Source organism: Kitasatospora sp. NPDC088134 (assembly GCF_044741705.1).
In the GTDB taxonomy this organism is placed as follows: domain Bacteria; phylum Actinomycetota; class Actinomycetes; order Streptomycetales; family Streptomycetaceae; genus Kitasatospora.
On record NZ_JBIUTD010000014.1, the window covers coordinates 106,156 to 131,881 of the forward strand.

The window sequence follows — 25,726 nt, forward strand, 5'->3', positions numbered from 1 at the left end:
AGCTCCCCCGGGGAGCGCGCGGGGCGGGCCGCGTCCGACACCCCTGGCAGAATGCCGACTCGTACGCAGACCACGCGAAGGGCGGCTCGGCACGTGGAGTCTCGGATCATCGGCAGTGCGGCGTCCCCCGAGGAGTCGGACGTCTTCGACACCGCCCGGCTGCGGCACACCGTGTTGGCGGCCTGGACGGCGGCACCCGCCCGGTTCCGGGAGGACGCCAACGCCGAGGAGGAGCTCGCCCTCGGCGGCTACCGCGACCGCCTGATCGTCGAACTCGCCCAGAACGCCGCCGACGCCGCCGCCCGCGCGGGCGTCCCCGGCCGGCTCCGGCTGATCCTGCGCGACGGCGTCCTCGCCGCCGCCAACACCGGCGCCCCGCTGGACGCCGCCGCCGTCGAATCGCTCTCCACCCTGCGCGCCTCCGCGAAGCGCGCCGACGCCCGGCCCGTGGTCGGCCGCTTCGGCGTCGGCTTCGCCGCCGTCCTCGCCGTCAGCGACGAGCCCGCCGTGCTCGGCCACCGCGGCGGCGTCCGCTGGTCGCTCCCCGAGGCCCGCGGCAAGGTCGCCGAAATCCCGGAACTGCACGACGAGTTGACCCGCCGCGAGGGCCACGTCCCGGTGCTCCGGCTGCCGTTCCCGGCCGAGGGCGGCACCGTCGAGGGCTACGACACCGTGGTCACCCTCCCGCTGCGCGACACCGCCGCCGAGGACCTCACCCGCCGGCTGCTCGCCGAGATCGACGACGCCCTGCTGCTCACCCTGCCCGGCCTGGCCGAGATCGTGGTGGAGACCGCCGAGGGCGTCCGCACCCTCACCCGCGCCGAGGACCCGCCGCGCCCCGAACAGCTCCCCACCGTCACCGTCACCGACGACGGACGCCGCACCGTCTGGCAGACCGTCAGCGCCTCCGGCACCGCTGCGCCCGAACTCCTCGCCGACCGCACCACCGAGGAGCGCGCCCGCCCGCACTGGACGCTCACCTGGGCCGTCCCCGTCGACGAGCACGGCCACCCGCGGCGGCCCGCCACCGCCCCCGTCGTGCACGCCCCCACGCCCAGCGACGAACCGCTCGGCCTCCCCGCCCTGCTGATCGCCTCCTTCCCGCTCGACCCCACCCGCCGGCACGTCGCCCCCGGCCCGCTCACCGACTTCCTGGTCGAACGCGCCGCCGACGCCTACGCCGACCTGCTGCGCGCCCGCGGCGCCGACGTCCACGCGCTCGACCTGGTCCCCGGCCCGCTCGGGCAGGGCGCCCTCGACAACGCGCTGCGCACCGCCGTCCTCGAACGGCTGCCCGCCACCCCGTTCCTGCCGCACCCGCCCGGCACCGAGCAGGGCACCCCCGCGCTCCGCCCGCGCGACGCCGTGCTGCTGGAGGGCGCCGACCAGGACGTGGTCGAGGCGCTCGCCCCGATCTTCCCCGGCCTGCTCCCGGCCGGCCTGGAGCGCCGCCCCGAACTGCGCACCCTCGGCGTCCGGCGCGTCCCGCTCGCCGAGATCGTCGACCAGCTCGGCGGCCTGGAACGCGAACCCGCCTGGTGGCGCGGCCTGTACGCGGCCCTCGGCGGCGCCGACCCGGAGGCCCTGGGCGCGCTGCCCGTCCCGCTCGCCGACGGCCGCACCGTCACCGGCCCGCGCCGCGTCCTGCTGCCCTCCGACGCCGCCGACTGGGCCGGCTACGAGGGCTACCCCGCCTCCCTCGCCGAGGCCCTCGACCTGCTCGACCTGCGGCTGGCCCACCCCGAGGCCGCGCACCCCCTGCTGGCCAAGCTCGGCGCCGGCACCGCCACCCCCGCCGGCGTCCTGGACACCCCCGAGGTGCGGGCCGCCGTCGCCCGCTCCCTCGAACTCGGCGAGGACGACTACGACGCCGCCGTCGACCTCGCCGACGCCGTCCTCGCCCTGGTGAAGGCCGCCGCCCCCGCCCCCGGCGAACACCCCTGGCTGGCCCGCCTGGCCCTCCCCGACGACGAGGGCGAACTCGCCCGCGCCGGTGAACTCCTGCTCCCCGAAAGCCCGTTGGCCCACCTGGTGGACGAGGACGAGGCCGCCTTCGTCGACGAGGACCTGCTGGAGCGCTGGGGCCCCGAGACCCTGGCCGCGGTCGGCGCGCTCACCGGCTTCACCCTGGTCCGCGCCGAGGACGTCGTCCTCGACCCCGACGACCTGGAACGCCTCGACCCCACCGCCCCCGCCGACCGCGCCGCCGGCGGCCGCCCCACCGGCCTGATCGACGAGGCCCCCGACGGCCTCGCCGACTGGTGCGAGGACGCCCTCGACGCCCTGCACGCCGACGACGCCGCCGACCTGGGCGTCCCGCCGGTCGCCGCCGAACTGCTCGCCGTCCGCGACCTCGACCTGGTCGCCGACGACGCCTGGCCCGAGGCCCTCGCCCTGCTCGCCCGCCCCCCGTACCGGGACGCCGTGGTGCTGCCCGTGCGCACCCTGCTCCCCGACGGCAGCTACACCGACCTCCCGCCGTACACCGCCTGGTGGCTGCGCGACCACCCCGTCCTGGACGGCCGCGAGCCGGCCGGCCTGCGGGCCGCCGGGGCCGACCCGCTGCTCCGCGGCCTCTACGACGAGGCCCGCACCGACCTCGACCCGCAGTTCCTGCACGCGCTCGGCGTCCGCACCACGCTGGAGGCGCTGCTCGCCGAACCGCACGGCCCCGAGGAGCTGATCGACCGGCTCACCGACCCGCTCTCCGTGGTGACGCACCGCCAACTCCACGGCATCTACAGCCTGTTGGCCGCCCTCCCGGCCGAACGGGTGGAACCCCTCGACGTGGTGCGGGCACTCGCCCCGCTGGACGACGGCACCGGCCGCCGCGAGGACACCACCGTCATCGTCGACGCCACCACCGCGGTCGTCGCCGACGCCCCCGACCTGGTCGAACTCCTCCACGACCACGCCGTGCTGCCGGTCCACCCCGCGCTCGCCCCCGCGCTCGCCGAACGCCTGCACGTCTCGCTCGCCAGCGAGGTCGCCGGCGGCCGGGTCCTCTCCGAGGGCACCCTGCACCGCACGCCCGCCGTGGTCCGCGAACTCCTCCCCGGCTGCCCCGCCGTCTACGAGGAGCACGAGGACCTCCTGGTCGTCGGCCCCGACGGCGAGGAGGCCCGGATCGACTGGCGCTGGGACACCACCGCGACCGCCCCCGAACTCCCCTACGACCCCCAGGACGCCGACCCCGCCGACGAGGACGACGAGTTCGACGTCCCGCCCGTCCCCGGCCTGCTGCACGCCGCCACCCCCGAGGGCCTCGCCGCCGGCCTCGCCTGGTCCGTCCACCAGTGGCACCGCCGCTTCGAGATCCTCGCCGCCCTCACCGAACCGGACCGGGCGTACGAACTCCTGGCGGCCCGCGACTACGAAGGCATTTAGGGACCCGGAGGTTGTGCGTTTCCCGGGCCCGCCGGGAGCGAAGCTCCAGGGGCCCGGGGAACGGCGGAGCCGAGAGGCGGGTGACCGACGGGCCGCGAAGCGCCGACCCCGTTTCGGGCCGAAGGTTCTTTTGCGACAGCCCCGTAGCGCCCCGCCGGGTTCCGGCGATCAGCCCCTCGGCCCCGCCGTTCCCCGGGCCCCTGATTTCTCCCGTCCCGTCTGCCTAAGAGTTTCCCCGGGCCCCTGACGGGTCCTCTTTCCGCTCCACGAACAGTCGGGAGGTGATCTCCAGCAGGCCGCCCGCCACCAGGGCAATCGCCACACCCGTCAACGGATCGCGCCAGCCCACCAGTTGGAGCTGGAAGAAGTCCGCCAGCCAGGGCACCACCAGGACCAGCGCGAACGCCCCGGCCATCGTGCCGATGAGCAGCAGGCGCCACCAGGTGTACGGCCGGGCGACGATCGCCAGCACCCAGATCGCCGTGATGAACAGCGTCAGGGTCGCCACCGAGGTGTCCGCCTTCAGGGCCGTCTCCTCGTCGCCCCGGGCCAGCGCGTACGCCACGAAGGTCGCCGTCCCGCAGATCAGCCCGCCCGGGACGGCCAGTCGCAGCACCCGCCGGACGAACCCGGTGCGGGCCCGCTCGTTGTTCGGGGCCAGCGCGAGGAAGAACGCCGGGATGCCGATGGTCAGCGAGGAGAGCACCGTCGAGTGCCGGGGCAGGAACGGGTACGGGACCTGGGTGCACACCACCAGCAGGGCCAGCAGCACCGAGTAGACCGTCTTCACCAGGAACAGCCCGGCCACCCGCTCGATGTTGCCGATCACCCGGCGGCCCTCGGCGACCACCGAGGGCAGGGTGGCGAACCGGTCGTCGAGCAGGACGATCTGCGCCACCGCCCGGGTGGCGTCCGAGCCGGTGCCCATGGCGACGCCGATGTCCGCGTCCTTCAGGGCCAGCACGTCGTTGACGCCGTCGCCGGTCATCGCCACCGTGTGGCCCTTCGACTGCAGGGCGCCGACCAGGGCCCGCTTCTGCTGCGGCGTCACCCGGCCGAACACGGCGGTGCGGTCGGCGACCTCCGCGAGTTCGGCCGGATCGGTGGGCAGCGTCCGGGCGTCGGTCGCGGTCTCGGCGCCCGGCAGGCCCAGGTGCGCGGCCACCGCGCCCACCGAGACGGCGCTGTCGCCGGAGATCACCTTGGCCCGGACGTCCTGGGAGCGGAAGTAGCGCAGGGTGTCGGCGGCGTCCGCGCGCAGCCGCTGCTGCAGCACCAGCAGGGCCAGCGGCCGCAGCTGCGCGGCCGGGTCGGGGTCGTCCAGCGGCAGCGGGCTGCGGCCCAGCAGCAGCACCCGCAGGCCCTTGGCGCCCAGCTCGTCCACCTCGGCCAGCGCCGGGTCCCCGGCCGGGAGCAGGACGTCCGGCGCGCCGAGCAGCCAGCTGCCCTCGGTGCCGCCGGGCTCCAGCAGCTGCACCCCGCTCCACTTGCGGGCCGAGGAGAACGGGATCGCCTCCAGCACCCGCCAGCGCCCCTCCGGCGGCGGCCCGTACGCGTCGACCACCGCCCGCATGCTCGGGTTCGGCCGGGCGTCGGCGGCCCCGATCGCGCCCAGCGCCTCCGCCAGCAGCGCCTTGTCGGCCTGCGGCACCTCGGCCGGGTCGGCGAGCGGGCGCAGGTCGATCAGGTCCATCCCGCCCTCGGTGAGGGTGCCGGTCTTGTCCAGGCAGACGGTGTCGACCCGGGCCAGGCCCTCGATCGCCGGCAGCTCCTGCACCAGGCACTGCTTGCGGCCCAGCCGCACCACGCCGATCGCGAACGCCACCGAGGTCAGCAGCACCAGCCCTTCGGGCACCATCGGCACGATGCCGGCCACCATCCGGCGGACGGCCTCCTTCCAGTCGTTGCGCTGCACCGCCAGCTGACTGATGATCAGGCCGATCGCGGTCGGGATCAGCAGGTAGGTGATGAACCGCAGGATCTGGTCGATGCCGGAGCGCAGCTCGGACTTGACCAGGGTGAACCGGCTGGCCTCCTCGGCCAGCTTGGCCGCGTACGCCTCCTTGCCGACCTTGGTCGCGGTGAACGCGCCCGCGCCCGCCACCACGAAGGAACCCGACATCACGTGGTCGCCCGGGTGCTTGAGCACCGGGTCCGGCTCGCCGGTCAGCAGCGACTCGTCGATCTCCAGGCCGTCCGCCTCGGTGACGTCGCCGTCCACCACCACCTTGTCGCCGGTGCCCAGCAGCACGGTGTCGTCCAGCACGATCTCCGCGGTGGCGACCTGCGTCGCCGCCCCGTCCCGGCGCACCTGCGGGCGGGACTCGCCGATCAGCGCCAGGCTGTCCAGGGTCTTCTTGGCGCGCAGCTCCTGGACGATGCCGATCGCCGTGTTCGCCACGATGACCAGGCCGAACAGGCCGTCCTGGAGCGGGCCGACCACCAGGATGATGCCGAACATCACGCCGATGATCGCGTTGAACCGGGTGAACACGTTGGCCCGGACGATCTCCCGCACCGAGCGGCTGGAGCGCACCGGCACGTCGTTGACCTGCCCGCGGGCGACCCGCTCGGCGACCTCGGCCGCGCTCAGCCCGGGCCGGTACGCGCCGCCCGCGCCGGTCGGGTGCGCGCCGGGGCCGTTGTCGGTACCGGGCTGCTGGGGGGCCGTGCCTTCCGCGGGGTGCGTCATGGCACCGACTCTAGGTGGGTGATTTGTCCGATGCGTCCCACCTCGGTGCTATTCGGGCCGGACGGGTGGCGGGGGTGGCCCCGGAGGGCTGAGGGGGCGTCAGCTCCCGGCGCCGGCCTCGGCCCCGTCCGCCGCGTCCGTCCCGTCCGCCGCGTCCGTCCCGTCCGCCGCGTCCGTCCCGTCCGCCGCGTCCGTCCCGTCCGCCGCGTCCGTCCCGTCCGTCGCGGCCGCCCGGGCGCGGCGGATCGCGGCCCGGCGGGCCGTGCAGTACTTCAGGCCGATCAGTCCGAGCAGACCGCCGGACAGGCAGATCCACGGCCAGTTGCCGTGGCCGTGGTCCGAGAGCCATCCCTGGAACGGCACCAGCGCCACGAAGCCGACGAACCACAGCACCGTACCGGTGCCGACGATGGCGACGTCGTTCCCCTCGATCGCCGGGGGAGCGGGGCGCAGTGCGGTCTTGGGCATGGGGCCTAGCCTACGGGGCGGTTCCGGCGGGCCGGGAGAGGCGGCCGGTTCCGCTGTTGATCGCGGGTGATCGTAAGGGCCTTGTTCTACGCGCGAAGATGGCGCGTGCACGACCGGAATCGCCATACTGAAACTCCCCCACCCTCAGTTCTCCGGCCGGTTCCCGCCGGCCCTCCTTCTCCCGATCGAGGACCCCCGCCATGTCTTCGCAGGCCCAGTCGACCACCGCGTCGCCCGAGCCCTCCCCGAGCGCGTCGCAGCCCCCGTCCGGCGCCCTGGACCGCTTCTTCAAGATCTCCCAGCGGGGCTCCACCCTGCCCCGGGAGATCCGCGGCGGTGTCGCCACCTTCTTCACGATGGCGTACATCCTGGTGCTCAACCCGATCATCCTGGCCTCGGCCACGGACATGAACGGGGCCCACCTGAGCAGTGGGCAACTGGTCACCGCGACCGCGCTGACCGCCGGTCTGACCACCCTGCTGATGGGCGTCATCGGCAACGTCCCGATCGGCCTGGCGGCCGGCCTCGGCGTCAACACCATCGTCGCGCTCCAGCTCGCGCCCAAGATGACCTGGCCCGACGCGATGGGCATGGTCGTGCTGGCCGGTGTGGCGATCATGCTGCTGGTCGCCACCGGCCTGCGCGAGCGCGTCATGAACGCCGTCCCGCTCGGCCTGCGCAAGGCCATCGCCATCGGCATCGGCCTCTTCATCAGCCTGGCCGGCCTGGTCGACTCCGGCTTCGTGACCCGCATGCCGGACGCCGCGCACACCACCGTCCCGCTCCAGCTCGGCCTCGGCGGCCACCTGCACGGCTGGCCGGTGCTCATCTTCATCCTCGGCCTGCTGCTCACGATGGCGCTGGTCGTCCGCAAGGTCCCCGGCGCGATCCTGATCTCGATCGCCGTGATGACCGCCGTCGCCGTCGTCGTCCAGCAGGCCGCCGGCCTCTCCGGCGAGGCGTGGGGCCTCACCGTCCCCACCTGGCCCGGCAACCCCGTCGCCACCCCCGACTTCGGCCTGGTCGGCCACTTCAGCCTGTTCGGCGGCTTCTCCAAGGTCGGCGTCCTGACCGGCTGCTTGTTCGTCTTCACCGTCCTGATGAGCTGCTTCTTCGACGCGATGGGCACCATCCTCGGCGTCGCCGACGAGGCCCACCTGCTCGACGACAAGGGCGACCTCCCCGGCATCAACAAGATCCTCATGGTGGACGGCATCGCCACGGCGGCCGGCGGCGCGACCTCCTCCTCCGCCAACACCTGCTTCGTCGAGTCCACCGCCGGCGTCGGCGAGGGTGCCCGCACCGGCTTCGCCTCGATCGTCACCGGCGCGCTCTTCCTGCTAGCCCTCTTCCTCACCCCGCTGGCCACCATGGTCCCGGCCCAGGCCGCCACCCCCGCCCTGGTCACCGTCGGCTTCCTGATCCTGGCGAACTCCGTCAAGGAGATCGACTGGACCGACTACACCATCGCCATGCCGGCCTTCCTCACCATCGTGATGATGCCGTTCACCTACTCCATCACCAACGGCATCGGCTTCGGCTTCATCGCCTTCTGCGTCCTGCGCATCGTCGCCGGCCGCGCCCGCACCGTCCCCGTCGCCATGTACGGCGTCGCCGCGGTCTTCGCCTTCTACTACCTGATGCCGGCCCTCGGCCTGCTCTGACCGAGCCGCTCGGCTACGACGGTGGCTCCGCACTCCTGGACGAGTGCGGAGCCACCTGTGTGGTGCCGTGCTCGCGGGATCGGGCGGAGTTGATGGCGACCCGATCGCTGCCGGGTCACCAGGAGTCGAGCGAGACGCTGGGGCCGTTCTGGAGGTAGCGGTTGAGGGCCGTCCCTGTGGTGGAGACGAACTCCTGAGGGAGCGCCTCGGTGCTCACCCAGGCGACTTCGGAGTGCTTCTCCGGCTCTCCGTTGTGGAGGCTGCCGGACCACTCGTGGGCGGCGAACACCACGGTCAGGAAGCCGTTGGGGGCTTCGACTCCGCGTGCTCCGTGGATGACGTGCACCAGGTTCAGGGCGTCGGGCGACACGACGAGTCCGGTCTCCTCGGCGAGTTCGCGTACGGCGGTTTGGGTGATCGGCTCGCCCGGCTCGTTCTTGCCGACGGGGAGGTCCCACATGCCCTGTGCGAACTTGGCCTTCGGGCCGCGCCGGAGGAGGACCACTCGTCGGGCCTCGCGGTCGTGGACGATCACAGCGGCGACCAGCAGGGTCATCGACTCGGTGGCTGGCTTGAGCGCGACGGGCTGATCGGTGCTTGTCCGGTCCACGGGTTCGGTTCCTTCCGGCGGTGGGGCTGTCAGGTCAGTGCCTCGCGTGCTCGGCGTTTCAGGTCGCTGGCCCCTGGGACTCCGCGACTACGGTAGATCGCCAACTGCGGCCGGATCGAGCTGATCGCCTTTCTCGTCCGGTCGGAGGTCATCCCCTCCATGAGGTCGAGCGCGCGGCCCCACGTGGTCACGGCCTCGTCGGCTCGTGCTGAACAGCCGGGTCGGCCCGACTCCGGGAGGAGGGGGCCGAGTCGATCCTTCCGTTCGCGCTGATGGGCCACATCCTTCGCTCAGGTACCCCCTATGCGGAGCACGCCCGCGCCCGGCGCAGCGAACAGCTGACGGTGGCCGGGGCCACCTTCGGCCAGTTCGACGCCGAGTCGCCCCGTGAGATCGCCGAGTCAGCCCACGGAACCTGGACAGACGCGTCCTCAAGAACCTCCCCTCGGTCCCGGCTCTCGGCCTGCTCCGACCCGAGCCCGGCCCCTCGACGGCCCTTTCCCGTGAGGTCGGCGGAGCAGGGCCGTCGGGCTGTGGGGCGGGAAAAAGGGGAGGTGGGGCGGGGCGGGGGCGGGCTAGGTTGGGCGGGTCCTCGGGCGGCTGTTTACCGCTCTTCTTGTGGCGCGAGCAACGCGTCCGCAACCCAGGGAGTTGCTTCGGCATGGTGCGTGTCCTCGTCGGTGAGTTGGCGTCCGCGGTCGGTGGGACGGTGACGGTCAAGGGGTGGGTCGAGACGCTGCGGCTGCAGAGCAAGGTGCAGTTCGTGGTGGTGCGGGACCACACCGGGGCGGTGCAGGTGACGCACCGGCGCGGGGGTGCGGGGGACGCGCTGGGGGAGTTGCTGCGCGGGCTGACGGTGGAGTCGGCGGTCGAGGTGACCGGTCGGGTGGTGGCCAACCCGGTGGTGAAGCTGGGCGGGCTGGAGATCGTGCCGGAGCGGGTCGTGGTGGCGTCCGTGGCCGAGCCGGGCCTGCCGATCGGTCCGGAGACCGGTGCGGAGCAGCGGATGAACTGGCGGTTCCTGGACCTCCGGCGCCCCGCCCGGCGGCTGGTGTTCGAGGTGCAGACCACCGTCGAGCGGGCGATGCGGGAGGTCGCGGCCGAGCAGGGCTGCACCGAACTGCACACGCCGAAGCTGATGGGCACGGCCTCCGAGTCGGGCGCCGAGGTGTTCGAGGTCGGGTACTTCGACCGGACGGCCTACCTGGCGCAGTCGCCGCAGTTCTACAAGCAGATGGCGATCGCGGCCGGCATCGACCGGGTCTTCGAGGTCGGCCCAGTGTTCCGTGCCGAGCCCTCGTTCACCTCCCGGCACGCCACCGAATTCACCGGTGTGGACGTCGAGTTGGCGTGGACCGACGGAGCGGAGGAGGTGATGGCCTTCGAGGAGGCGATGCTCCGCCGGGTGCTGGAGCGGGTCGCCGAGCGGCACGGCGCGGAGATCGAGCGGCACTGGGGCACCCCCGTCGTGGTGCCCGAACTCCCGTTCCCCCGGCTGACGATGGCCGAGGCGATGCAGAAACTGCGGGCCGCCGGCTGGGACGCGGAGGGCGTCCGGGAGGACCTCGACCCGGAGGGCGAGCGGTTGTTGAGCGCGCTGGTGGCCGAGGAGACCGGGCACGAGTTCGTCTTCGTGACGCGCTTCCCGGCCTCGGTGCGGCCGTTCTACCACCGTCGGCCGGACGGCGAACCGGGCCTCACCGACTCCTTCGACCTGCTCTGGAAGGGCATCGAGATCACCACCGGCGCCCAGCGCGAGCACCGGTACGACCGGCTGGTCGCGCAGGCCGCCGAGCAGGGCATGGACACCGGCCCGGAGGGCCCGCTCGGCCGCTACCTGGACTGCTTCCGGTACGGCATGCCGCCGCACGGCGGGTTCGGCCTCGGGCTCGGCCGGGTGCTGATGCAGGCCCTCGGACTGCCCTCGATCCGGGACGCGGTCTTCCTGTTCCGTGGCCCCAACCGGCTGGAACCGTAACGGAGTTCAGCGCCCGGTGCGGGCCGCGCCGGGCGGCCAGATCACCTGCACCGGCAGCCCGGCGGCCCGGGCCGCGGCGACCATGTCGGCCGTCCCGCCCGGGCCGTTGCCCGCCCCGCCGTCCCAGACCGCGACCAACAGGTCCGCCAGCCGCAGCAGTTGCTCGTTGGCGGCGACGTACGCGGCCGGGTCGAGGACGGTCGCGGGCAGGGTCAGCACCCGGTGCGCGGCGGCCCGCAGCCGCTCGAACCCGGCCTGCTCGGCCGCCGTGGCCGACGGCCCCGGACAGCCGGGCCCCGGCAGGACGGCGAACAGGCGGCCGCCGCGGGCCAGCACGGCGTCCGCGAACACCGAGTCGGCGCCCGGGGCCAGGCACGAGACGCCCGTCAACTCCGTTGCCGGGTAAGGGGCGAGGAGTTCGTCCAGGGCGCGGCGGACCGACCGGGCGGTGTCCGGGGAGAGGTCGAGGTGCCCGGTCACGGCGATCACGGGCATGGCGGGGCTCCCTCTCGGCGGTCGTCCGGTGCTGGGCCGGATCCTGCCAGCAGGAGGCCGTCCCGCGCGGGAGTTGACGGAGATTGGACCCAACGGCGCACGGCACCGGGCGGATCGTGAACGCCGCTGGTCATCGCGGGGCCGGATGCTGGACAGTGCCGCCCCGGGCACCGGACAATCTCGCCATGAGCGCTCAGGAGTTCGGCACCGAAGCGGCCCGCCCCTCGCAGGCCGAACGGGACCACGCCCTGGACGTGCTCAAGGACGGCGTCGGCAGCGGCCGGCTCTCCCACGACACCTTCGTCCGCCGGATGGAACTGGTGCTGACCGCCCGCAGCCGGGCCGAACTCGCCGAGGTGGTCGGCGACCTGCGCCCGTACGGTCCGGTCTCCCGCCTGCTGCTGCGCACCGTCGCCAAGGTCTCCGCGCTCAACGTCCGCCTGCGGCAGACCTGGCAGGCCGAACAGCTGACCAGGCTGCGGCTGCCCGAACCCGCCGTGGCCCGGTTGCTGATCGGCCGGATGACCGGTTCCGACCTGCGCCTGGGCGACGGCACGGTCTCCCGGCGGCACGCCGAACTGCGCTTCGAGGGCGGCCACTGGGTGCTCTACGACCTCGGCTCCAGCAACGGCACCTACGTCAACGACCGCCGGGTCGCCGGCGGCACCGTGGTCCGCCCGGGCGACCGCCTCCGCTTCGGCCGCCTCGGCTTCCACCTGACCGCCGACTGAACCCGGCCGGAGCCGCCCGGGGCGGTGATCGAAATGGATTTTCTTTAGCTTCGGTAATGACGTAGGCTAAGGACATGCCCGAGATGTCCGAGGACGACCTGCCGGCGGTCAGCCAGCTGAGGTCGTCCGCGATGCGCCTGGCCCGACGGTTGCGACACCAGCGGGTCGAGGAGTCGCTGAGCCCCACCGAGATGGGGGTGCTCGGCACGCTCGCCCGTTGCGGGAGGGCGACACCAGGTGAGCTGGCGCGCAAGGAGCACGTCCAGCCGCCGTCGATGACCAGGATCATCGCCATGTTGGAGGAGAAGGGCCTGGTGCGGCGCGAGCCGCATCCGGAGGACCGCCGGCAGGTGGTGGTCAGCAGTACCGAGCAGGCCGAGGAGATCCTCAACGAGTCCCGCCGGCGGCGCAACGCCTGGCTGGCCGAACTCGCCGAGGGCCTCGACCAGGAGGAGTGGGAGCGGCTGAAGGCGGCCGCGCCCGTGCTCTACAAGCTGGCCCACCTGTAGGAAGGCCCGTCCCGGGCGAACGAAGGAGAACCGCATCACCGCAGCACCCACCAGCGCAGTACACCGCGCCGCGGCCGTCCGGGAGACGGCCGCGGCGCGCCGAGGGGAGAACACTGTGACACCGCCGGCCACCCGCGCCGCCGCGATCCGCACCGCGACCATCCGCACCGACTTCCGCACCGACCCCCGGCGCATCACCGCCGCCCGGCCCACCGGGCTCCGCGCCGACGAACCGCTCACCGACGAAGCGGCCACCGCCACCGCGCCCGCCGGCGCCCCCGCCGCGCAGAGCCAGGCGCCCGCCCCCGCGGGCCTGCCGGGCAGCGGCGACGACGACCCCGAGCATCCCACCGCGGCGGAGATCCCCGCCGCTCAGCCGGGCCGGTTCACCCGCCCGGGAGGGATGTTCGCGTCCCTGCGCATCCGCAACTACCGGTACTACTTCGCCGGCCAGGTGGTCTCCAACACCGGCACCTGGATGCAGCGCATCGCCCAGGACTGGCTGGTGCTCAGCCTCACCGGCAGCCCGTTCGCGGTCGGCATCACCACCGCCCTGCAGTTCCTGCCGATGCTGCTGTTCGGCCTGTGGGGCGGCGTCCTCGCCGACCGGCTGCCCAAGCGCCGCCTGCTGATCGCCACCCAGGGCGCGATGGGCCTGCTCGCCGCCGCGCTGGCCGTGCTCACCGTCACCGGCACCGTCACCGCCGTCGCCGTGTACGGCTTCGCCCTGCTGCTCGGCCTGGTCACCGTGGTCGACAACCCGACCCGGCAGGCCTTCGTCAGCGAGATGGTCCCGGCCAAGGACCTCGCCAACGCGGTCAGCCTGAACGCCGCCAACTTCCAGACCGCCCGCCTGGTCGGCCCCGCCGTCGCGGGCGTGCTGATCGCCGCGGTCGGCAGCGGCTGGGCGTTCGCCGTCAACGCGCTCTCCTTCGCCGCGGTCATCGGCGGCCTGCTCGCCATGCGCAGCAGCGAACTGCGCCCCGTCGAGCCGATCGCCCGCGAGCGCGGCCAGCTCCGCGAGGGCCTGCGCTACGTTCGGGAGCGGCCCGAGCTGCTCTGGCCGATGGTGCTGGCCGGCTTCATCGGCACCTTCGGGTTCAACTTCCCGACCCTGCTGGCCGGTTTCGCCCGCGACACCTTCCACGTAGGCGCCGGCGCGTACGGCCTGCTCAACACCGCGATGGCGGTCGGCTCGCTGACCGGCGCGCTGCTCGCCGCCCGACGCGGCGCGCCCCGGCTGCGCCGCCTGGTCGGCGCCGCGCTGGCCTTCGGCGCACTGGAGGTGCTGGCCGCGTTCGCGCCCGGCTACTGGACCTTCGCGCTGCTGCTCACCCTGATCGGCGTCTTCGGCCTGACCTTCAACACCTCGGTCAACGCCGCGCTCCAGCTCGGCACCGACCCCGAGATGCGCGGCCGGGTGATGGGCCTGCTGGTGCTGGTCTTCACCGGCGGCACCCCGATCGGCGCCCCGCTGGTCGGCTGGGTCACCGCCGCGTACGGCCCGCGCCCCGGCCTGCTCGCCTGCGGCCTGGTCTCCGCCGCCGCGGCCGGCGTGGTCGCCCTGGTGCTCGGCCGGATCGGCGGCCTGCGGCTGCGCCTGGACCCGCACCCGGTGCGGACCCGCGGCCGGGTGTTCTCGGTGGTCCAGAAGGGCGACCTGGCGACCGCCTGCTGACCGCCCGCCCTGCTGATCGGTCGTCCTGCTGATCAGTCGTCGGACCGGTCCGTGCGCCGCGCCAGCACCTGGCCCGGCCACGGGCCGGCCAGCCGCTCGACGGTGAACGCGGTGGTGCGGGTGAACCCGAGCCGCTCGTACTGCTCGACCAGCCGGCCGTCGCCGCCCGCGTAGCAGTCCACCCGGAGCAGGCCGATGCCGCGGGCGCGGGCCTCCCGGACGGCGTCCGCGACCAGGGCCGCGCCGATCCCGGAGCCGCTGCGCGCCCGGTCGGTGACCAGCCAGTGCACGTACAGTTCGCGCTCCCCGGCCGGGCCCGCGTACCCGGGCGCGTGCTCGGACAGCACGCAGACGCCGGCCACCGCCCCGTCCGGGGCCTCGGCGACCCGCACCAGCTGCTCCCGGCAGGAGCGTTCGGCCCGCTCCACCGACTCCGGCCGCTGCGACCACGGGACGGTCCCCCACTGGCCGGTGCGGCCCCGGGCGGCCAGCCAGGCGACGGCGCCGTCGATCAGGGCGAGCAGGTCGGCTGCGGACTCGGGTCCTCCGGTACGGATGCGCATGAGGACCTTTTTATCCGACGGTCGGGCCGGGGCGGTAAGGCACTATGACGGGATGAGGCTCTTCGTCGCCGTGAATCCGCCGGCCGCCGCCAAACAGGAACTCGTCGACGCCGCCGCACCGCTGCACGGCCTGCCCGGCGCGGACGGCCTGCGCTGGACCGAACCGGCCGGCTGGCACCTGACCCTGGCCTTCCTCGGCGAGGTCGAGGCCGGTGAACTCCCGCGCCTGGAGGGCGAACTGGCGCGGGTCGCGGGGGAGCACCCGGCGCACCGGCTGCAGTTGGCCGGCGGCGGGACGTTCGGCGACCGGGCGCTCTGGGCGGGCGTGGCGGGCGAGGTCCCGGCCCTGCGGCAGCTCGCGGAGGCGGTCCGGCAGGCCGTCGGCGGCGACGACGAGCACCCGGTCTACCGGCCGCACCTCACGCTGGCCAGGTCCGGCGCCGCCCGGGGCCGCGAGCGCGGCGGGACGGGCCCGCTGCCCGCGATGGCCGCCGCGCTGCACGGCTTCCGCGGCACCGAGTGGCAGGCCGGACGGATCCAGCTGATGCGCAGCGAAACGGGCTACGGCCCGTCCCGCTACACGGTCGTCGAGGGCTGGCCGCTGGCCCGCTGAGCGCACCGGCACCGCGGCCGCCCCGTTCGGTCAGCCCAGGTCGGGCTGCTCGCGCAGTTCGACCCGGTTCGGCGCGGCGTCGCCGAGCTCCAGCAGGGCGACGGTGTTGGCGCCCTCGCGCAGCAGCGGCTGCGGGCAGAACAGGGTGGTCTGCGGGCCGCGCGCGTCGTAGCGGCCGAGCAGGAACCCGTTGACCCAGAGGTAGCCGTGCCCGCCCCCGGGGACGGCCAGGAAGGCGTCGCCGGTGGCGTCCAGGTGCAGGACGCCGCGGGCCAGCCGCTCGGCGGTGGGCGTGCCGGGCGCCCAGGCGGCGGCGGGCAGCGGCTCCAGGGCGAGCGGCTCGGCCTGCCAGCCGTGCAGGTACTGGCGCTCGTGCCGGACGCCGGTGAGGCCCTTGGTCTCGCCCACCTGCGGGCCGTAGTTGACCCGGCCGAGCGACTCGACCAGCAGCTGCACCCGGGTGCCGCCGTCGGCCGTGAGCTTCTCGCCCTCCACGCCCCGCTCCAGCTCGGCGACCCGCTCGCCGTCCAGGTACACCGTCGCCCGGTCCCGCAGCCCCTCCACGGCGAGCGGGTACGCGCCGCTCAGCGCGGGCACCGTCGTGGTGTAGCGGACCAGCCCGTGGGCCAGGCCCAGCTCCTCGAACAGCGGCGGCACGGGGGAGGCCACGGCCGGGCCGAACGGCAGCTCGGCCACCTCGTCCAGCTCGATCTGACGGGCCGTCAGAACCGGCGGCAGCGCGGGGAACTGCGGCTCGCGGTCGTCCACGTACCGCACCAACTCCGGGTGTTCGGCCGCGAACTCGGCGATCACCTGCTGGAAGGCCGCGAACTTCGGGGCGGCGGCGCCGCGTTCGTCCAGCGCCGCGTCGTAGTCGTAGGAGGTGGTGACCGGCTGGAACGGGGAGTGCGTCCAGTCGGTGGAGTTGAACGGCGGGTCGGCGTGGTTGGCCCCGGCGGTGGTGCCGAAGTTGGTGCCGCCGTGCGCCATGTACAGGTTGACCGAGCCGCCGGCCGCCAGGATGCGGCGCAGCGCGTCGGCGGCGTCGTCGGTCTCCCGGGTGTGGTGCGGGCGGCCCCAGTGGTCGAACCAGCCGTTCCAGAACTCCATGCAGAACGGCGGGTCCTCGGGCCGGTGCCGGCGCAGCACCTCGAACGCCGCCTCCGGCTCGGAGCCGAAGTTCACGGTGGCCAGCACGCCGGGGACGGCGCCCGCCGCCAGCATGTGGTCCTCGGGGCCGTCCGAGGTGAACAGCGGCACGGTGATCCCGCGCGCGCGCAGCCCGCGGGCCAGGTGCCCGAGGTAGGCGGCGTCGCCGCCGAAGGAGCCGTACTCGTTCTCCACCTGCACCATCAGCACGCTGCCGCCGGGCCGCCCCCACTGGCGCTCCACCACCTGCGGGAGCAGCACGTCGAAGAAGGCGTCCACCGCGGCCAGGTACTCCGGGTCGGAGGTCCGGGCCCGGCGGCCGACCCGCGCGGTGAGCCAGGCCGGCAGGCCGCCGTTGTCCCACTCGGCGCAGATGTACGGGCCGGGCCGGACGATCGTCCACAGGCCCTGGCGGCGCGCCTCGTCCAGGAAGGCGCCCAGCTCCTCCAGCCGCTCGAACCGGCCGGGGGCGGGCTCGTGCAGGTTCCACGGCACGTACGTCTCCACCGTGTTCAGCCCCAGCGCGCGCAGCGCGGCCAGCCGGGCCGGCCACTGCTCGGGGCGGGTGCGGAAGTAGTGCATCGCGCCGGACAGGATGCGCAGCGGGTGGCCGTCGAGTCGGAAACCGGTCGAGTCGTAGGTGAGCATGCCCCCAGCCTGCCCGCCCGGACCGGCCCGGACCATGGACAAAGCGGCCCGGCGTGTTGGACTTGTCGCGGACCGGCGGCCGACCGGCCGGAGCACCGGGGACGGGACGGAGGACCGATGGAGCGCTGGTGGCACTACCTCACGCCCGGCCCGGCCCAGCTGGCCACCGGCCTCGCCTGCCTGGGCGTCGGCCTGCAGCGCGGCCGGCTCCCGGTGGTCGGCCCGCGCGTCCTCGACCACTGGGTCGCGGTGGTGATCGGCACCGGCGGCGGCTGGTACCGGACCCCGGCCGGGCGCCGGCTGCCGGTGGCGGCCCCGGCGGTGCTCTGGCTGCGCCCCGGCGTGCCGCACCACTACGGGCCGGACCGGGACGGCTGGTCGGAGTCCTTCGTCGACTTCACCGGGTCGGGCACCGCCGGGTACGCCGAGCTGGGCCTGCTGCCGGACGCCGAGGTGGTGCCGCTCGACACCGCCGAACCGGCCCTGCGGGTGATCGCCGGGATCGCCGCGGTGTGCCGCCGCGGCGGGGCGTCCGCCGGGCCGCGGGCCGCCGCCGCGGTGCACCAGCTGCTGGTGGAGCTGCACCGGCACCGGGCCGACCTCGACCCGGAGGGCGCGCCGGTGCTCGAACTGCTGCGCCGGGACGCCTGCCTGCCGATCCCGGTCGCCGAGCACGCCCGCCGGGTCGGGATGACCGTCGAGGAACTGCGCCGGGCGGTCCGCGCGGCGGGCGGCAGCAGCCCCAAGGAGTACCTGCTCACCGAGCGGCTGAACGAGGCCAAGCACCTGCTGGCGGCCGGCGGGCTCCCGGTCGCGGTGGTCGCCCGCCGGGTCGGCTACCAGGACCCGGCCTACTTCACCCGGATCTTCACCCGCCGGGTCGGCGTCGCCCCGACGGTCTTCCGGGAGCGGGAGTACCGGGGCGGGGCCGGGCCCGGGCGGGCGACCGACTAGTCTCGAAGCGTGGACCCGAAGACCCGTATGCGGATCGTGACCGGCGCGTTCGTCCTGCTGCTCGCCGTGGTGATCGTCGGCGCGCTCCTGCAGAAGTAGCCGCCCGGCCGGGCCGGTCAGGACTCCGCGGCAGGCTCTGCGGCGGGCTCTGTGGCGGGCTCCGGCGGCTTCGGCGGGGCGATCCGGAGGTGGCCGATCATGCCGGGGCTGGCGATGCCGGGCAGCAGCACCCGCCACAGCGCGGTCAGCCGCTCGGGGAGGTCGGCCCGGTCGGTGTAGACCTGCGACATCACCCGGACGCCGGTGAACGCGGCGATCACGACGTCCGCGGTCTCCGCCACGTCCAGCCCGGGCAGCGTCTCGCCCTGCTCGGCGGCCTGCGTGAGCAGGGTGCGGACGACCGCCCGGGACTGGTCGTACGGGGTGTCGGCGGGCCGGGGGAGCGAGGTCTGCTCGACCGCGAGGCGGACGCCGGCCCGCAGCACCGCGTCGGTGCGCAGCCGGTCGGCGAAGGCGAAGCCCAGGTCGATCACGGCCTGCAGCTTGCTGCCGCTGCCCTCGGGGACGGCCAGGCCGTCGACGTGGGCCTCCAGCACGGCGAGCGCGATCGCCTCCTTGGACGGGAAGTGGTGGTAGAGCGCGCCCCTGGTCAGCCCCGTCCGGGCGAGGATCTCGTTCGTCCCGGCGGCGTCGTAGCCGCGCAGGTCGAAGACCTCCGCGGCGGCCTCCAGGATGGCTCTCCGGGAGCGGATGCCCCGTTCCTGCTTCGTCATGTCCGACCTCCTGCTGGGGGGATCGGCCACCGGGGAAAGATGCCGACCTGTCTGCATCATAGTGGGGTACACGGATGGCCCGGAGCCGCCGATCGGCGGGTTTGCTCGGACCCGGGCCCGTGCTGCGCCGTACAGGTCTGTATGCCGAGTGCTCCGAACAGCGGCTTGTCCCCGGAGGGGCGGCGTTCAACTCGGGCTTTGCCGGACGGGCGGAATCCCGGCCGGGCCGCCCCGGCGAATTACCGTACAGGTGAGTCTGTATGGGATCCGGCGCCCGGCACGTCGAAGGCCCCGGTCCGCGAACGGACCGGGGCCTTCGGGAGGCTGACGGAGGGTCAGTCGTTCAGGTGCTCCACCACGTAGTCGATCGCGCCGGTGAGCTTCTCGACGTCCGCCGGGTCGATCGCCGGGAACATCGCGATGCGCAGCTGGTTGCGGCCGAGCTTGCGGTAGGGCTCGGTGTCCACGATGCCGTTGGCACGCAGTGCCTTGGCGACCGCGGCGGCGTCCACCGACTCGTCGAAGTCGATGGTGCCGACGACCTGCGAGCGCTCCTCCGGCTTGGCCACGAAGGGCTGCGCGAAGGAGGACTTCTCGGCCCAGGAGTACAGGATCGAGGAGGACTCCGCGGTGCGGGCCACCGCCCAGTCCAGGCCGCCGTTGCCGTTCAGCCACTCCAGCTGGTCGGCCAGCAGGAAGAGGGTGGAGATCGACGGGGTGTTGTACGTCTGGTCCTTCGAGGAGTTGTCGATCGCGGTCGGCAGGTCGAAGAACGGCGGGACGTACCGGCCGGAGCCGGCGATCTCCGCGGCGCGCTCCAGCGCGGCCGGCGAGAAGGTGGCCAGCCAGAGGCCGCCCTCGGAGGCGAAGGACTTCTGCGGGGCGAAGTAGTAGACGTCCGTCTCGCGGATGTCGACCGGCAGGCCGCCGGCGCCGGAGGTGGCGTCGACCAGGACCAGCGAGCCGGTGTCCGCGCCCTCGGGGCGGCGGATCGGCATCGCGACACCGGTGGAGGTCTCGTTGTGGGTGAGGCCGTAGACGTCCACGCCCGCCTCGGCGACCGGCAGCGGGTGGGTGCCCGGGGCGGTCTTGATCACCGTCGGCTCGGCCAGCCACGGGGCGGCCTTCACGGAGGAGGCGAACTTGGAGGAGAACTCGCCGAAGTCCAGGTGCTGCGACTTCTCGCGCACCAGGCCGAACGCGGCGATGTCCCAGAACGCGGTGGAGCCGCCGTTGCCGAGCACCACCTGGTAGCCCTCCGGCAGCGAGAACAGCTCGGCGACGCCCTGGCGGACGCGCTTCACGATGTTCTTCACCGGGGCCTGGCGGTGGGAGGTGCCCAGCAGGGAGGTTCCGGTGGCGGCGAGGGCACTCAGGGCCTCGGGGCGCACCTTGGAGGGGCCGCAGCCGAAGCGGCCGTCGTTGGGCAGATTGTCGGCGGGGATCTGAATCTGAGCCACGGCCGCAGCCTATCCCCCGGATAAGCGGCAGCGGTACGGCAGTCCGGCCGCTGAGACGTGATCTTGGCCGCTCGGGACAGCCGCCACCGGGGCGCGTGACCCCTGGTCAGGAGACGTGCGCGCGCCCGGTGTCGGCCCCTCTCGCGCTGACGGAGCGTCAGCTTTTCACCCGGAAGTGGGTGCCCCGGCGACGGGTCAGCCGGCGATCTGCTCCCAGCCCTCGATCTCCTGCGGGGTGCGGGTGCCCGGGCCGATGTAGCGGGCGGCCGGGCGGACCAGCCGGCCGGTGCGCTTCTGCTCCAGGATGTGCGCCGACCAGCCGGCCGTGCGGGCGCAGGTGAACATCGAGGTGAACATGTGCGCCGGGACCTCGGCGAAGTCCAGCATGATCGCGGCCCAGAACTCGACGTTGGTGGCCAGCACGCGGTCGGGGCGGCGGTTGTGCAGCTCCTCCAGCGCGGCCTTCTCCAGCGCCTCGGCGATCTCGAAGCGCGGCGCGCCGAGCTCCTTGGCGGTGCGGCGCAGCACCCGGGCGCGCGGGTCCTCGGCGCGGTAGACCCGGTGGCCGAAGCCCATCAGGCGCTCGCCCTTGTCCAGGGCCTTCTTCACGTAGCCGACCGCGTCGCCGGTGCGCTCGATCTCCTCGATCATGCCGAGCACCCGGGACGGGGCGCCGCCGTGCAGCGGGCCGGACATCGCGCCGACCGCGCCGGACAGCGCGGCCGCGACGTCGGCGCCGGTGGAGGCGATGACGCGGGCGGTGAAGGTGGAGGCGTTCATGCCGTGCTCGGCGGCCGAGGTCCAGTACGCGTCGACGGCCTTGACGTGCTTCGGGTCCGGCTCGCCGCGCCAGCGGATCATGAAGCGCTCGACGATGGTCTCGGCCTTGTCGATCTCGCGCTGCGGGACCATCGGCAGGCCCTGGCCGCGGGCCGACTGGGCCACGTAGGAGAGCGCCATCACGGCGGCCCTGGCGAGGTCGTCGCGGGCCTCCTCGGCGGAGATGTCCAGCAGCGGCTTGAGGCCCCAGACCGGGGCGAGCATGGCGAGGGCGGACTGCACGTCGACCCGGATGTCGCCGGAGTGGACCGGGATCGGGAACGGCTCGGCGGCCGGCAGGCCGGGCGCGAACTTGCCGTCCACCAGCAGGCCCCAGACGTGGCCGAAGGAGACCTGGCCGACCAGGTCCTCGATGTCCACCCCGCGGTAGCGCAGCGCCCCGCCCTCGCGGTCGGGTTCGGCGATCTCGCTCTCGAAGGCGACTACACCCTCAAGGCCGGGTACGAAATCCGACATCAGAACGGCTCCTTCAATGATCCGACACGGCGGACCGCCGTTGGTGGGGCGGCAGGCCGGAGGCCGATGGTGGTTGGCACTCGGTGTCAGACTCTCAGGCACGGAGTGCATTGCGCCATACACCACGACGGTGATGTTTCCCCCACGGGCCGCCCGAACCCCTGTCGTCTCCGGCGTCCTCGGCGGATTTTCCGGGGCGGGCCGGTGAAAACCGGACGATTCCCCGGGCAGGCGGGTCGTGAAGCGGTGGCGAGCCACCATATCCCCAGCGGTTCGGGCGGGCGTAGCGGCGCCCGGCGCTTGTCGTACGGAATGATGGGTGGCGTGCCTACCGACGTGCCCACCGGCGTGCCCACCCCGGAACGCCGCCCGAGCGACCCGTCCGCGCCGGCCGAGGGGCGGTCCGGACCGGACCCCGCCGTGATGCGCCGGCAGTACCGGCACGACGGGCTGGCCGAGGGGGAGCTGGCCGAGGACCCGTTCCGCCAGTTCGCCCGCTGGTTCCAGGAGGCCGGCGAGGCCGGGGTGGCGGAGCCGAACGCGATGGTGCTCTCCACGGCGGACGCCGCGGGCGTGCCCTCCTCGCGCACCGTGCTGCTCAAGGGCTACGACCCGCGCGGCTTCGTGTTCTACACCAACTACGGCTCCCGCAAGGGTGCCGAGCTGGCCGCCAACCCGTACGCCTCGCTGCTGTTCCCGTGGATCGAGCTGGCCCGCCAGGTGGTGATCGGCGGCCGGGTCGAGAAGGTCGGCCGGGACGAGACCGCCGCCTACTTCCGCACCCGTCCGCACGGGTCCCGGCTCGGGGCCTGGGCCAGCGAGCAGTCCAGCCCGGTGGCCGGCCGCGAGGTGCTGGAGCGGCGCTACGCCGAGCTGGCCGCCCGCTACCCCGAGGGCGAGGGCGTCCCCGTCCCGCCGTTCTGGGGCGGCTACCGGGTCGTCCCGCGCACCGTGGAGTTCTGGCAGGGGCGGGCCAACCGGCTGCACGACCGCCTCCGCTACGTCGCCGACGGCGAGGGCTGGCGGGTCGAACGGCTGTGCCCCTGACGAGGCGCCGAGCGGATCCGTTCCCGACGTTTCGTCGGTCCCCCAAGATCAAACCTGACTGATCGTCAACTCCCGCTCGGGGCTTGGCGGGCGGATCGTCACGGATGGCTCAATTCTCGCTGGTTTAGCTCGGCCGGGAGGGGGAAGCGCGGGTAAGGTTTCCGATTGGGTGAATTCTCGGCTCAGGACGCCGAGGCCTGTCTCGCGCCGACAGGCGCAGAAACGAGTCATCATGGTCGCCGCCACCAAGCCCGCCGACAGCGCGCGCTCCGAGGAGTCCGCTCCTTCGCTGGCTGCTCTGGCCTCCCTCGGCGTGGACGAACTCACCGCCGATCTCCACCGCGCCCTCCCGGGCAGCGACACCGGCCAGGTGGCCGTGGCCGCGTTCAACTCCTCCATCTGACCGGCGACGAGCGCGACCGGCACCGACGCCCCACCCGATCACCATGACCCGCCAGCTGGTGCCGTTCTCCCAGTTCGTGCTGAAGACGCACGCACGCTGCGACCTGGCCTGCGACCACTGCTACATCTACGAACACGCCGACACCAGCTGGCGCGCCAAGGGCCGCGCCACCTCCGAGGCGGTCCTCGCCCGGACCGCCGAGCGGATCGCCGAGCACGCCCGGGCCCACCGGCTGCCCGCCGTCCACGTGGTGCTGCACGGCGGCGAGCCGCTGCTCGCCGGGCCGGTCCTGCTCCGCCGGGCCGCCGAACTGCTCCGCGCCGCCCTGCCCCCCGACTGTGCCCTCGACCTGCGCATCCACACCAACGGGGTGCGGCTGGGCACCCGCTTCCTCGACCTGTTCGCCGAACACGGCATCAAGGTCGGGATCTCGCTCGACGGCGACCGGGCCGCCAACGACCGGCACCGCCGCTTCGCCGACGGCCGCAGCAGCCACGACCTGGTCATCGCCGCCGTCGACCTGCTGCGCACCCCCGCCTACCGGCACCTGTACGCCGGACTGCTCTGCACCGTCGATGTGGAGAACGACCCCGTCGCGGTGCTGGACGCCCTGCTCGACCTGGAACCGCCCCGGGTCGACTTCCTGCTGCCGCACGCCACCCACGAGCAGCCGCCGAAACGCCCCGCCGGAATGGGCGGGACCCCCTACGCGGACTGGCTGCTGGCCGTGTACCGGCGCTGGGAGGAGCGCGGCCGCCCGGTACCCGTGCGCACCTTCGAGTCGATCCACCGGACCCTGCGCGGCCGCTCCAGCCTCACCGAGTCGCTCGGCCTGGACCCGGCCGACCTGGTGGTCGTCGAGACCGACGGCTCCTTCGAGCAGGCCGACAGCCTGAAGACCGCCTACGACGGCGCTCCCGCCACCGGGTTCACCGTGTTCGAGCACACCCTGGACCAGGTCGCCGCGCACCCCGGCATGGTGGAGCGCCAGTCCGGGCTGGCCGGACTCGCCGAGGAGTGCCGCGGCTGCCCCGTGGTGCGCTCCTGCGGCGGCGGCCTGTACGCCCACCGCTACCGGGGCGACGGCTCCGGCTTCCGCAACCCCTCCGTCTTCTGCGGGGACCTCATGAAGCTGATCACCACCATCCGCGACCGGACGGCCGCCGCCGCCGTCCCGCCGCAGGACGCCCCCGGCGCCGCCCTGACCGGCCCGCAGCTCGACGAACTCGCCGCCGGGTACGGCGGCGCGGACACCGTGCGCGCCCTGCTCCGGTCCCAACTCGGCCTCACCCGGCGGCTGGTGGCCGCCGTCGGCGCGGGCGCCCCCGGCTGGGAGCTGGTCACCGCGCTGGACGCCGAGCACCCCGCGGCCCTCGACGCGGTGCTCGCCCACCCGTACACCCGGGCCTGGGCGGTGCGCTGCCTGCGGGGCGAGGCCGGGGCCGACCTCGGCGGCCTGGCCGAACTGGCCGCCGCCGCCGCGCTGCGCGCCCGCCGCGCGTTCGCGCTGCCGCTGCCGGTCCGCGGCGGCGCGGTGCACCTGCCCACCCTGGGCCGGGTGCTGGTCGGCGGCGCCGGCGAGACCGTGCTGGCCTCGGACGCCGGCGGCTTCACCGTCGGCGGGGTGCGGGTCGACTGGGACACCCCCGGCGGGGGGCCGTGGCAGCCGGTGCGCCGGGTCGCGCTCGCCGACGGCTGGACCGTCGCCCTGGAGGACACCGACCCGCAGCGCGACAGCCACCAGTGGCCGGTCGAGGAGCGGCTGCCGGAGCCCGAGTACCTGGCCTGGGCCGGGGCGCTGCGCGAGGCCTGGGAGCTGATCGGCCGCGAACTGCCCGGCTACGCGCCCGGCATCCGGGCGGGCCTGTCCACCGTCACCCCGCTGCGGCCCGGCCCGGCCGGGCGGGACGTGTCCGCCGCCGCCCGGCAGGCCTTCGGGAGCGTCGGCATCGCCCGCCCCGGCACCGCGCCCACCCTGGCCCTGCTGGTCGCCCACGAGTTCCAGCACGTCAAGCTCGGCGCCGTGCTGGACTTCCACGACCTCTACGACCGGACCGACCAGCGGCTGTTCCACGCCCCGTGGCGGCCGGATCCGCGCCCGGTCGAGGGACTGCTCCAGGGCACCTACGCGCACCTCGCGGTGACCGAGTTCTGGGCCGCCCGGGTGCACGCCTACGACGGGCTGCGCAACGACCCGGCCCAGTACGCCCGGGTCCAGCTGGCGAGCTGGCGCGCGCACACCGCCCGGGCGGTCGAGAACCTGGCCGGCTCCGGCGCCCTCACCCCGCTCGGCGAGCGCTTCGTCGCGGGCATGCGGACCGCCGTCGAGCCCTGGCTGGCGGTGCCGGTCGGCGCGGCGGCCGAGGCGGCGGCGCGCGAGGCCGCGGAGCAGAACCTCGCGCAGTGGCGGGCGACGGCCGGGGCGGCGGCCCGGGACTGAGGACCGGGGGCGCGGGCCGGGATCGAAGTCCGGGGGAGAGGTCCGGCGGCGCGGCCAACTCCGGTGGTACGCACGGTGTCCGACGGGTTGTCAACGCCCGAAGGGATGACGCCGGACTGGCTGCGGGAGGGGCGCGGGTCCTAGGGTTTGGGGCTTCGAACCGTGCAG

20 protein-coding genes and 1 pseudogene are annotated in these 25,726 nt (G+C 74.3%); 11 read left to right on the forward strand and 10 right to left on the reverse strand.

Annotated elements, in window-relative coordinates:
* The first annotated feature begins 93 nt into the window (after positions 1-93).
* Positions 94-3,387, forward strand: coding sequence for a sacsin N-terminal ATP-binding-like domain-containing protein (locus ACIOHG_RS22270; RefSeq protein ID WP_400953253.1), 3,294 nt, complete (start codon positions 94-96; stop codon positions 3,385-3,387).
* A 223-nt stretch (positions 3,388-3,610) separates the two neighbouring features.
* Here the strand turns inward: ACIOHG_RS22270 and ACIOHG_RS22275 are convergent, their stop codons facing one another.
* Entirely contained in the window at positions 3,611-6,079 is a 2,469-nt protein-coding gene (locus ACIOHG_RS22275; RefSeq protein ID WP_400953254.1) for an HAD-IC family P-type ATPase, read from the reverse strand.
* Positions 6,080-6,178: 99 nt separating this feature from the next.
* Positions 6,179-6,547 (reverse strand): DUF2530 domain-containing protein, encoded by a 369-nt coding sequence (locus ACIOHG_RS22280; RefSeq protein ID WP_400953256.1) that lies wholly within the window; start codon positions 6,545-6,547, stop codon positions 6,179-6,181.
* 200 nt (positions 6,548-6,747) lie between these two features.
* Between ACIOHG_RS22280 and ACIOHG_RS22285 the strand changes: the two genes are divergently transcribed.
* Positions 6,748-8,211 (forward strand): NCS2 family permease, encoded by a 1,464-nt coding sequence (locus ACIOHG_RS22285; protein WP_400953257.1) that lies wholly within the window; start codon positions 6,748-6,750, stop codon positions 8,209-8,211.
* A 115-nt stretch (positions 8,212-8,326) separates the two neighbouring features.
* Here ACIOHG_RS22285 and ACIOHG_RS22290 read toward each other — a convergent pair whose 3' ends face one another.
* Together ACIOHG_RS22290 and ACIOHG_RS22295 are read right to left on the reverse strand one after the other, a co-directional pair.
* Positions 8,327-8,767 (reverse strand): NUDIX domain-containing protein, encoded by a 441-nt coding sequence (locus tag ACIOHG_RS22290; RefSeq protein WP_400953387.1) that lies wholly within the window; start codon positions 8,765-8,767, stop codon positions 8,327-8,329.
* Positions 8,768-8,850: 83 nt separating this feature from the next.
* Positions 8,851-9,030, reverse strand: a pseudogene (locus ACIOHG_RS22295) (tetratricopeptide repeat protein); the annotation flags it as partial.
* Between the two features lie 452 nt (positions 9,031-9,482).
* On the opposite strand from ACIOHG_RS22295, the gene aspS reads away from it, so the two are divergent.
* Positions 9,483-10,799: an aspartate--tRNA(Asn) ligase gene (aspS, locus tag ACIOHG_RS22300; RefSeq protein ID WP_400953258.1), complete on the forward strand. Its 1,317-nt coding sequence runs from the start codon at positions 9,483-9,485 to the stop codon at positions 10,797-10,799.
* 6 nt (positions 10,800-10,805) lie between these two features.
* Here the strand turns inward: aspS and ACIOHG_RS22305 are convergent, their stop codons facing one another.
* Positions 10,806-11,294, reverse strand: coding sequence for a hypothetical protein (locus ACIOHG_RS22305; RefSeq protein WP_400953259.1), 489 nt, complete (start codon positions 11,292-11,294; stop codon positions 10,806-10,808).
* A 185-nt stretch (positions 11,295-11,479) separates the two neighbouring features.
* Between ACIOHG_RS22305 and ACIOHG_RS22310 the strand changes: the two genes are divergently transcribed.
* The 3 genes from ACIOHG_RS22310 to ACIOHG_RS22320 all read left to right on the forward strand — a co-directional run bounded on the left by ACIOHG_RS22310 (position 11,480) and on the right by ACIOHG_RS22320 (position 14,212).
* A complete protein-coding gene (locus ACIOHG_RS22310) occupies positions 11,480-12,025 on the forward strand; it encodes an FHA domain-containing protein (RefSeq protein WP_400953260.1) in 546 nt (181 codons plus the stop codon).
* A 74-nt stretch (positions 12,026-12,099) separates the two neighbouring features.
* Positions 12,100-12,534, forward strand: coding sequence for a MarR family winged helix-turn-helix transcriptional regulator (locus ACIOHG_RS22315; protein WP_400953261.1), 435 nt, complete (start codon positions 12,100-12,102; stop codon positions 12,532-12,534).
* Positions 12,535-12,649: 115 nt separating this feature from the next.
* Positions 12,650-14,212, forward strand: a complete 1,563-nt coding sequence (locus ACIOHG_RS22320; protein ID WP_400953262.1) for an MFS transporter — start codon at positions 12,650-12,652, stop codon at positions 14,210-14,212.
* Positions 14,213-14,244: 32 nt separating this feature from the next.
* Here the strand turns inward: ACIOHG_RS22320 and ACIOHG_RS22325 are convergent, their stop codons facing one another.
* On the reverse strand, positions 14,245-14,775 hold the full coding sequence (locus tag ACIOHG_RS22325) for a GNAT family N-acetyltransferase (RefSeq protein WP_400953263.1): 531 nt from the start codon (positions 14,773-14,775) through the stop codon (positions 14,245-14,247).
* A gap of 52 nt (positions 14,776-14,827) precedes the next feature.
* Here ACIOHG_RS22325 and thpR point away from each other — a divergent pair, with 52 nt between their 5' ends.
* Positions 14,828-15,388, forward strand: a complete 561-nt coding sequence (thpR, locus tag ACIOHG_RS22330) for an RNA 2',3'-cyclic phosphodiesterase (protein ID WP_400953264.1) — start codon at positions 14,828-14,830, stop codon at positions 15,386-15,388.
* Positions 15,389-15,418: 30 nt separating this feature from the next.
* On the opposite strand, the gene ACIOHG_RS22335 is transcribed toward thpR, so the two are convergent.
* Positions 15,419-17,185 (reverse strand): beta-galactosidase family protein, encoded by a 1,767-nt coding sequence (locus ACIOHG_RS22335; RefSeq protein WP_400953266.1) that lies wholly within the window; start codon positions 17,183-17,185, stop codon positions 15,419-15,421.
* Positions 17,186-17,302: 117 nt separating this feature from the next.
* Here ACIOHG_RS22335 and ACIOHG_RS22340 point away from each other — a divergent pair, with 117 nt between their 5' ends.
* A complete protein-coding gene (locus ACIOHG_RS22340; RefSeq protein WP_400953268.1) occupies positions 17,303-18,139 on the forward strand; it encodes an AraC family transcriptional regulator in 837 nt (278 codons plus the stop codon).
* Positions 18,140-18,255: 116 nt separating this feature from the next.
* On the opposite strand, the gene ACIOHG_RS22345 is transcribed toward ACIOHG_RS22340, so the two are convergent.
* The 3 genes from ACIOHG_RS22345 to ACIOHG_RS22355 all read right to left on the reverse strand — a co-directional run bounded on the left by ACIOHG_RS22345 (position 18,256) and on the right by ACIOHG_RS22355 (position 21,668).
* Complete coding sequence (locus ACIOHG_RS22345; RefSeq protein ID WP_400953269.1) at positions 18,256-18,912, reverse strand: ScbR family autoregulator-binding transcription factor; 657 nt, start codon at positions 18,910-18,912, stop codon at positions 18,256-18,258.
* A 335-nt stretch (positions 18,913-19,247) separates the two neighbouring features.
* The gene (serC, locus tag ACIOHG_RS22350) at positions 19,248-20,372 is read right to left on the reverse strand and encodes a phosphoserine transaminase (RefSeq protein WP_400953270.1); all 1,125 of its coding nucleotides are present in this window, start codon (positions 20,370-20,372) and stop codon (positions 19,248-19,250) included.
* Positions 20,373-20,567: 195 nt separating this feature from the next.
* Positions 20,568-21,668 (reverse strand): citrate synthase 2, encoded by a 1,101-nt coding sequence (locus ACIOHG_RS22355; RefSeq protein WP_400953272.1) that lies wholly within the window; start codon positions 21,666-21,668, stop codon positions 20,568-20,570.
* Positions 21,669-21,983: 315 nt separating this feature from the next.
* On the opposite strand from ACIOHG_RS22355, the gene pdxH reads away from it, so the two are divergent.
* The 3 genes from pdxH (at position 21,984) to ACIOHG_RS22370 (ending at position 25,558) form a co-directional block, all read left to right on the forward strand.
* Positions 21,984-22,715: a pyridoxamine 5'-phosphate oxidase gene (gene pdxH, locus ACIOHG_RS22360; protein ID WP_400953273.1), complete on the forward strand. Its 732-nt coding sequence runs from the start codon at positions 21,984-21,986 to the stop codon at positions 22,713-22,715.
* 232 nt (positions 22,716-22,947) lie between these two features.
* Positions 22,948-23,118 (forward strand): hypothetical protein, encoded by a 171-nt coding sequence (locus ACIOHG_RS22365; protein ID WP_400953274.1) that lies wholly within the window; start codon positions 22,948-22,950, stop codon positions 23,116-23,118.
* Positions 23,119-23,161: 43 nt separating this feature from the next.
* A complete protein-coding gene (locus ACIOHG_RS22370; protein ID WP_400953275.1) occupies positions 23,162-25,558 on the forward strand; it encodes an FxsB family cyclophane-forming radical SAM/SPASM peptide maturase in 2,397 nt (798 codons plus the stop codon).
* The last annotated feature ends 168 nt before the right edge of the window (positions 25,559-25,726 follow it).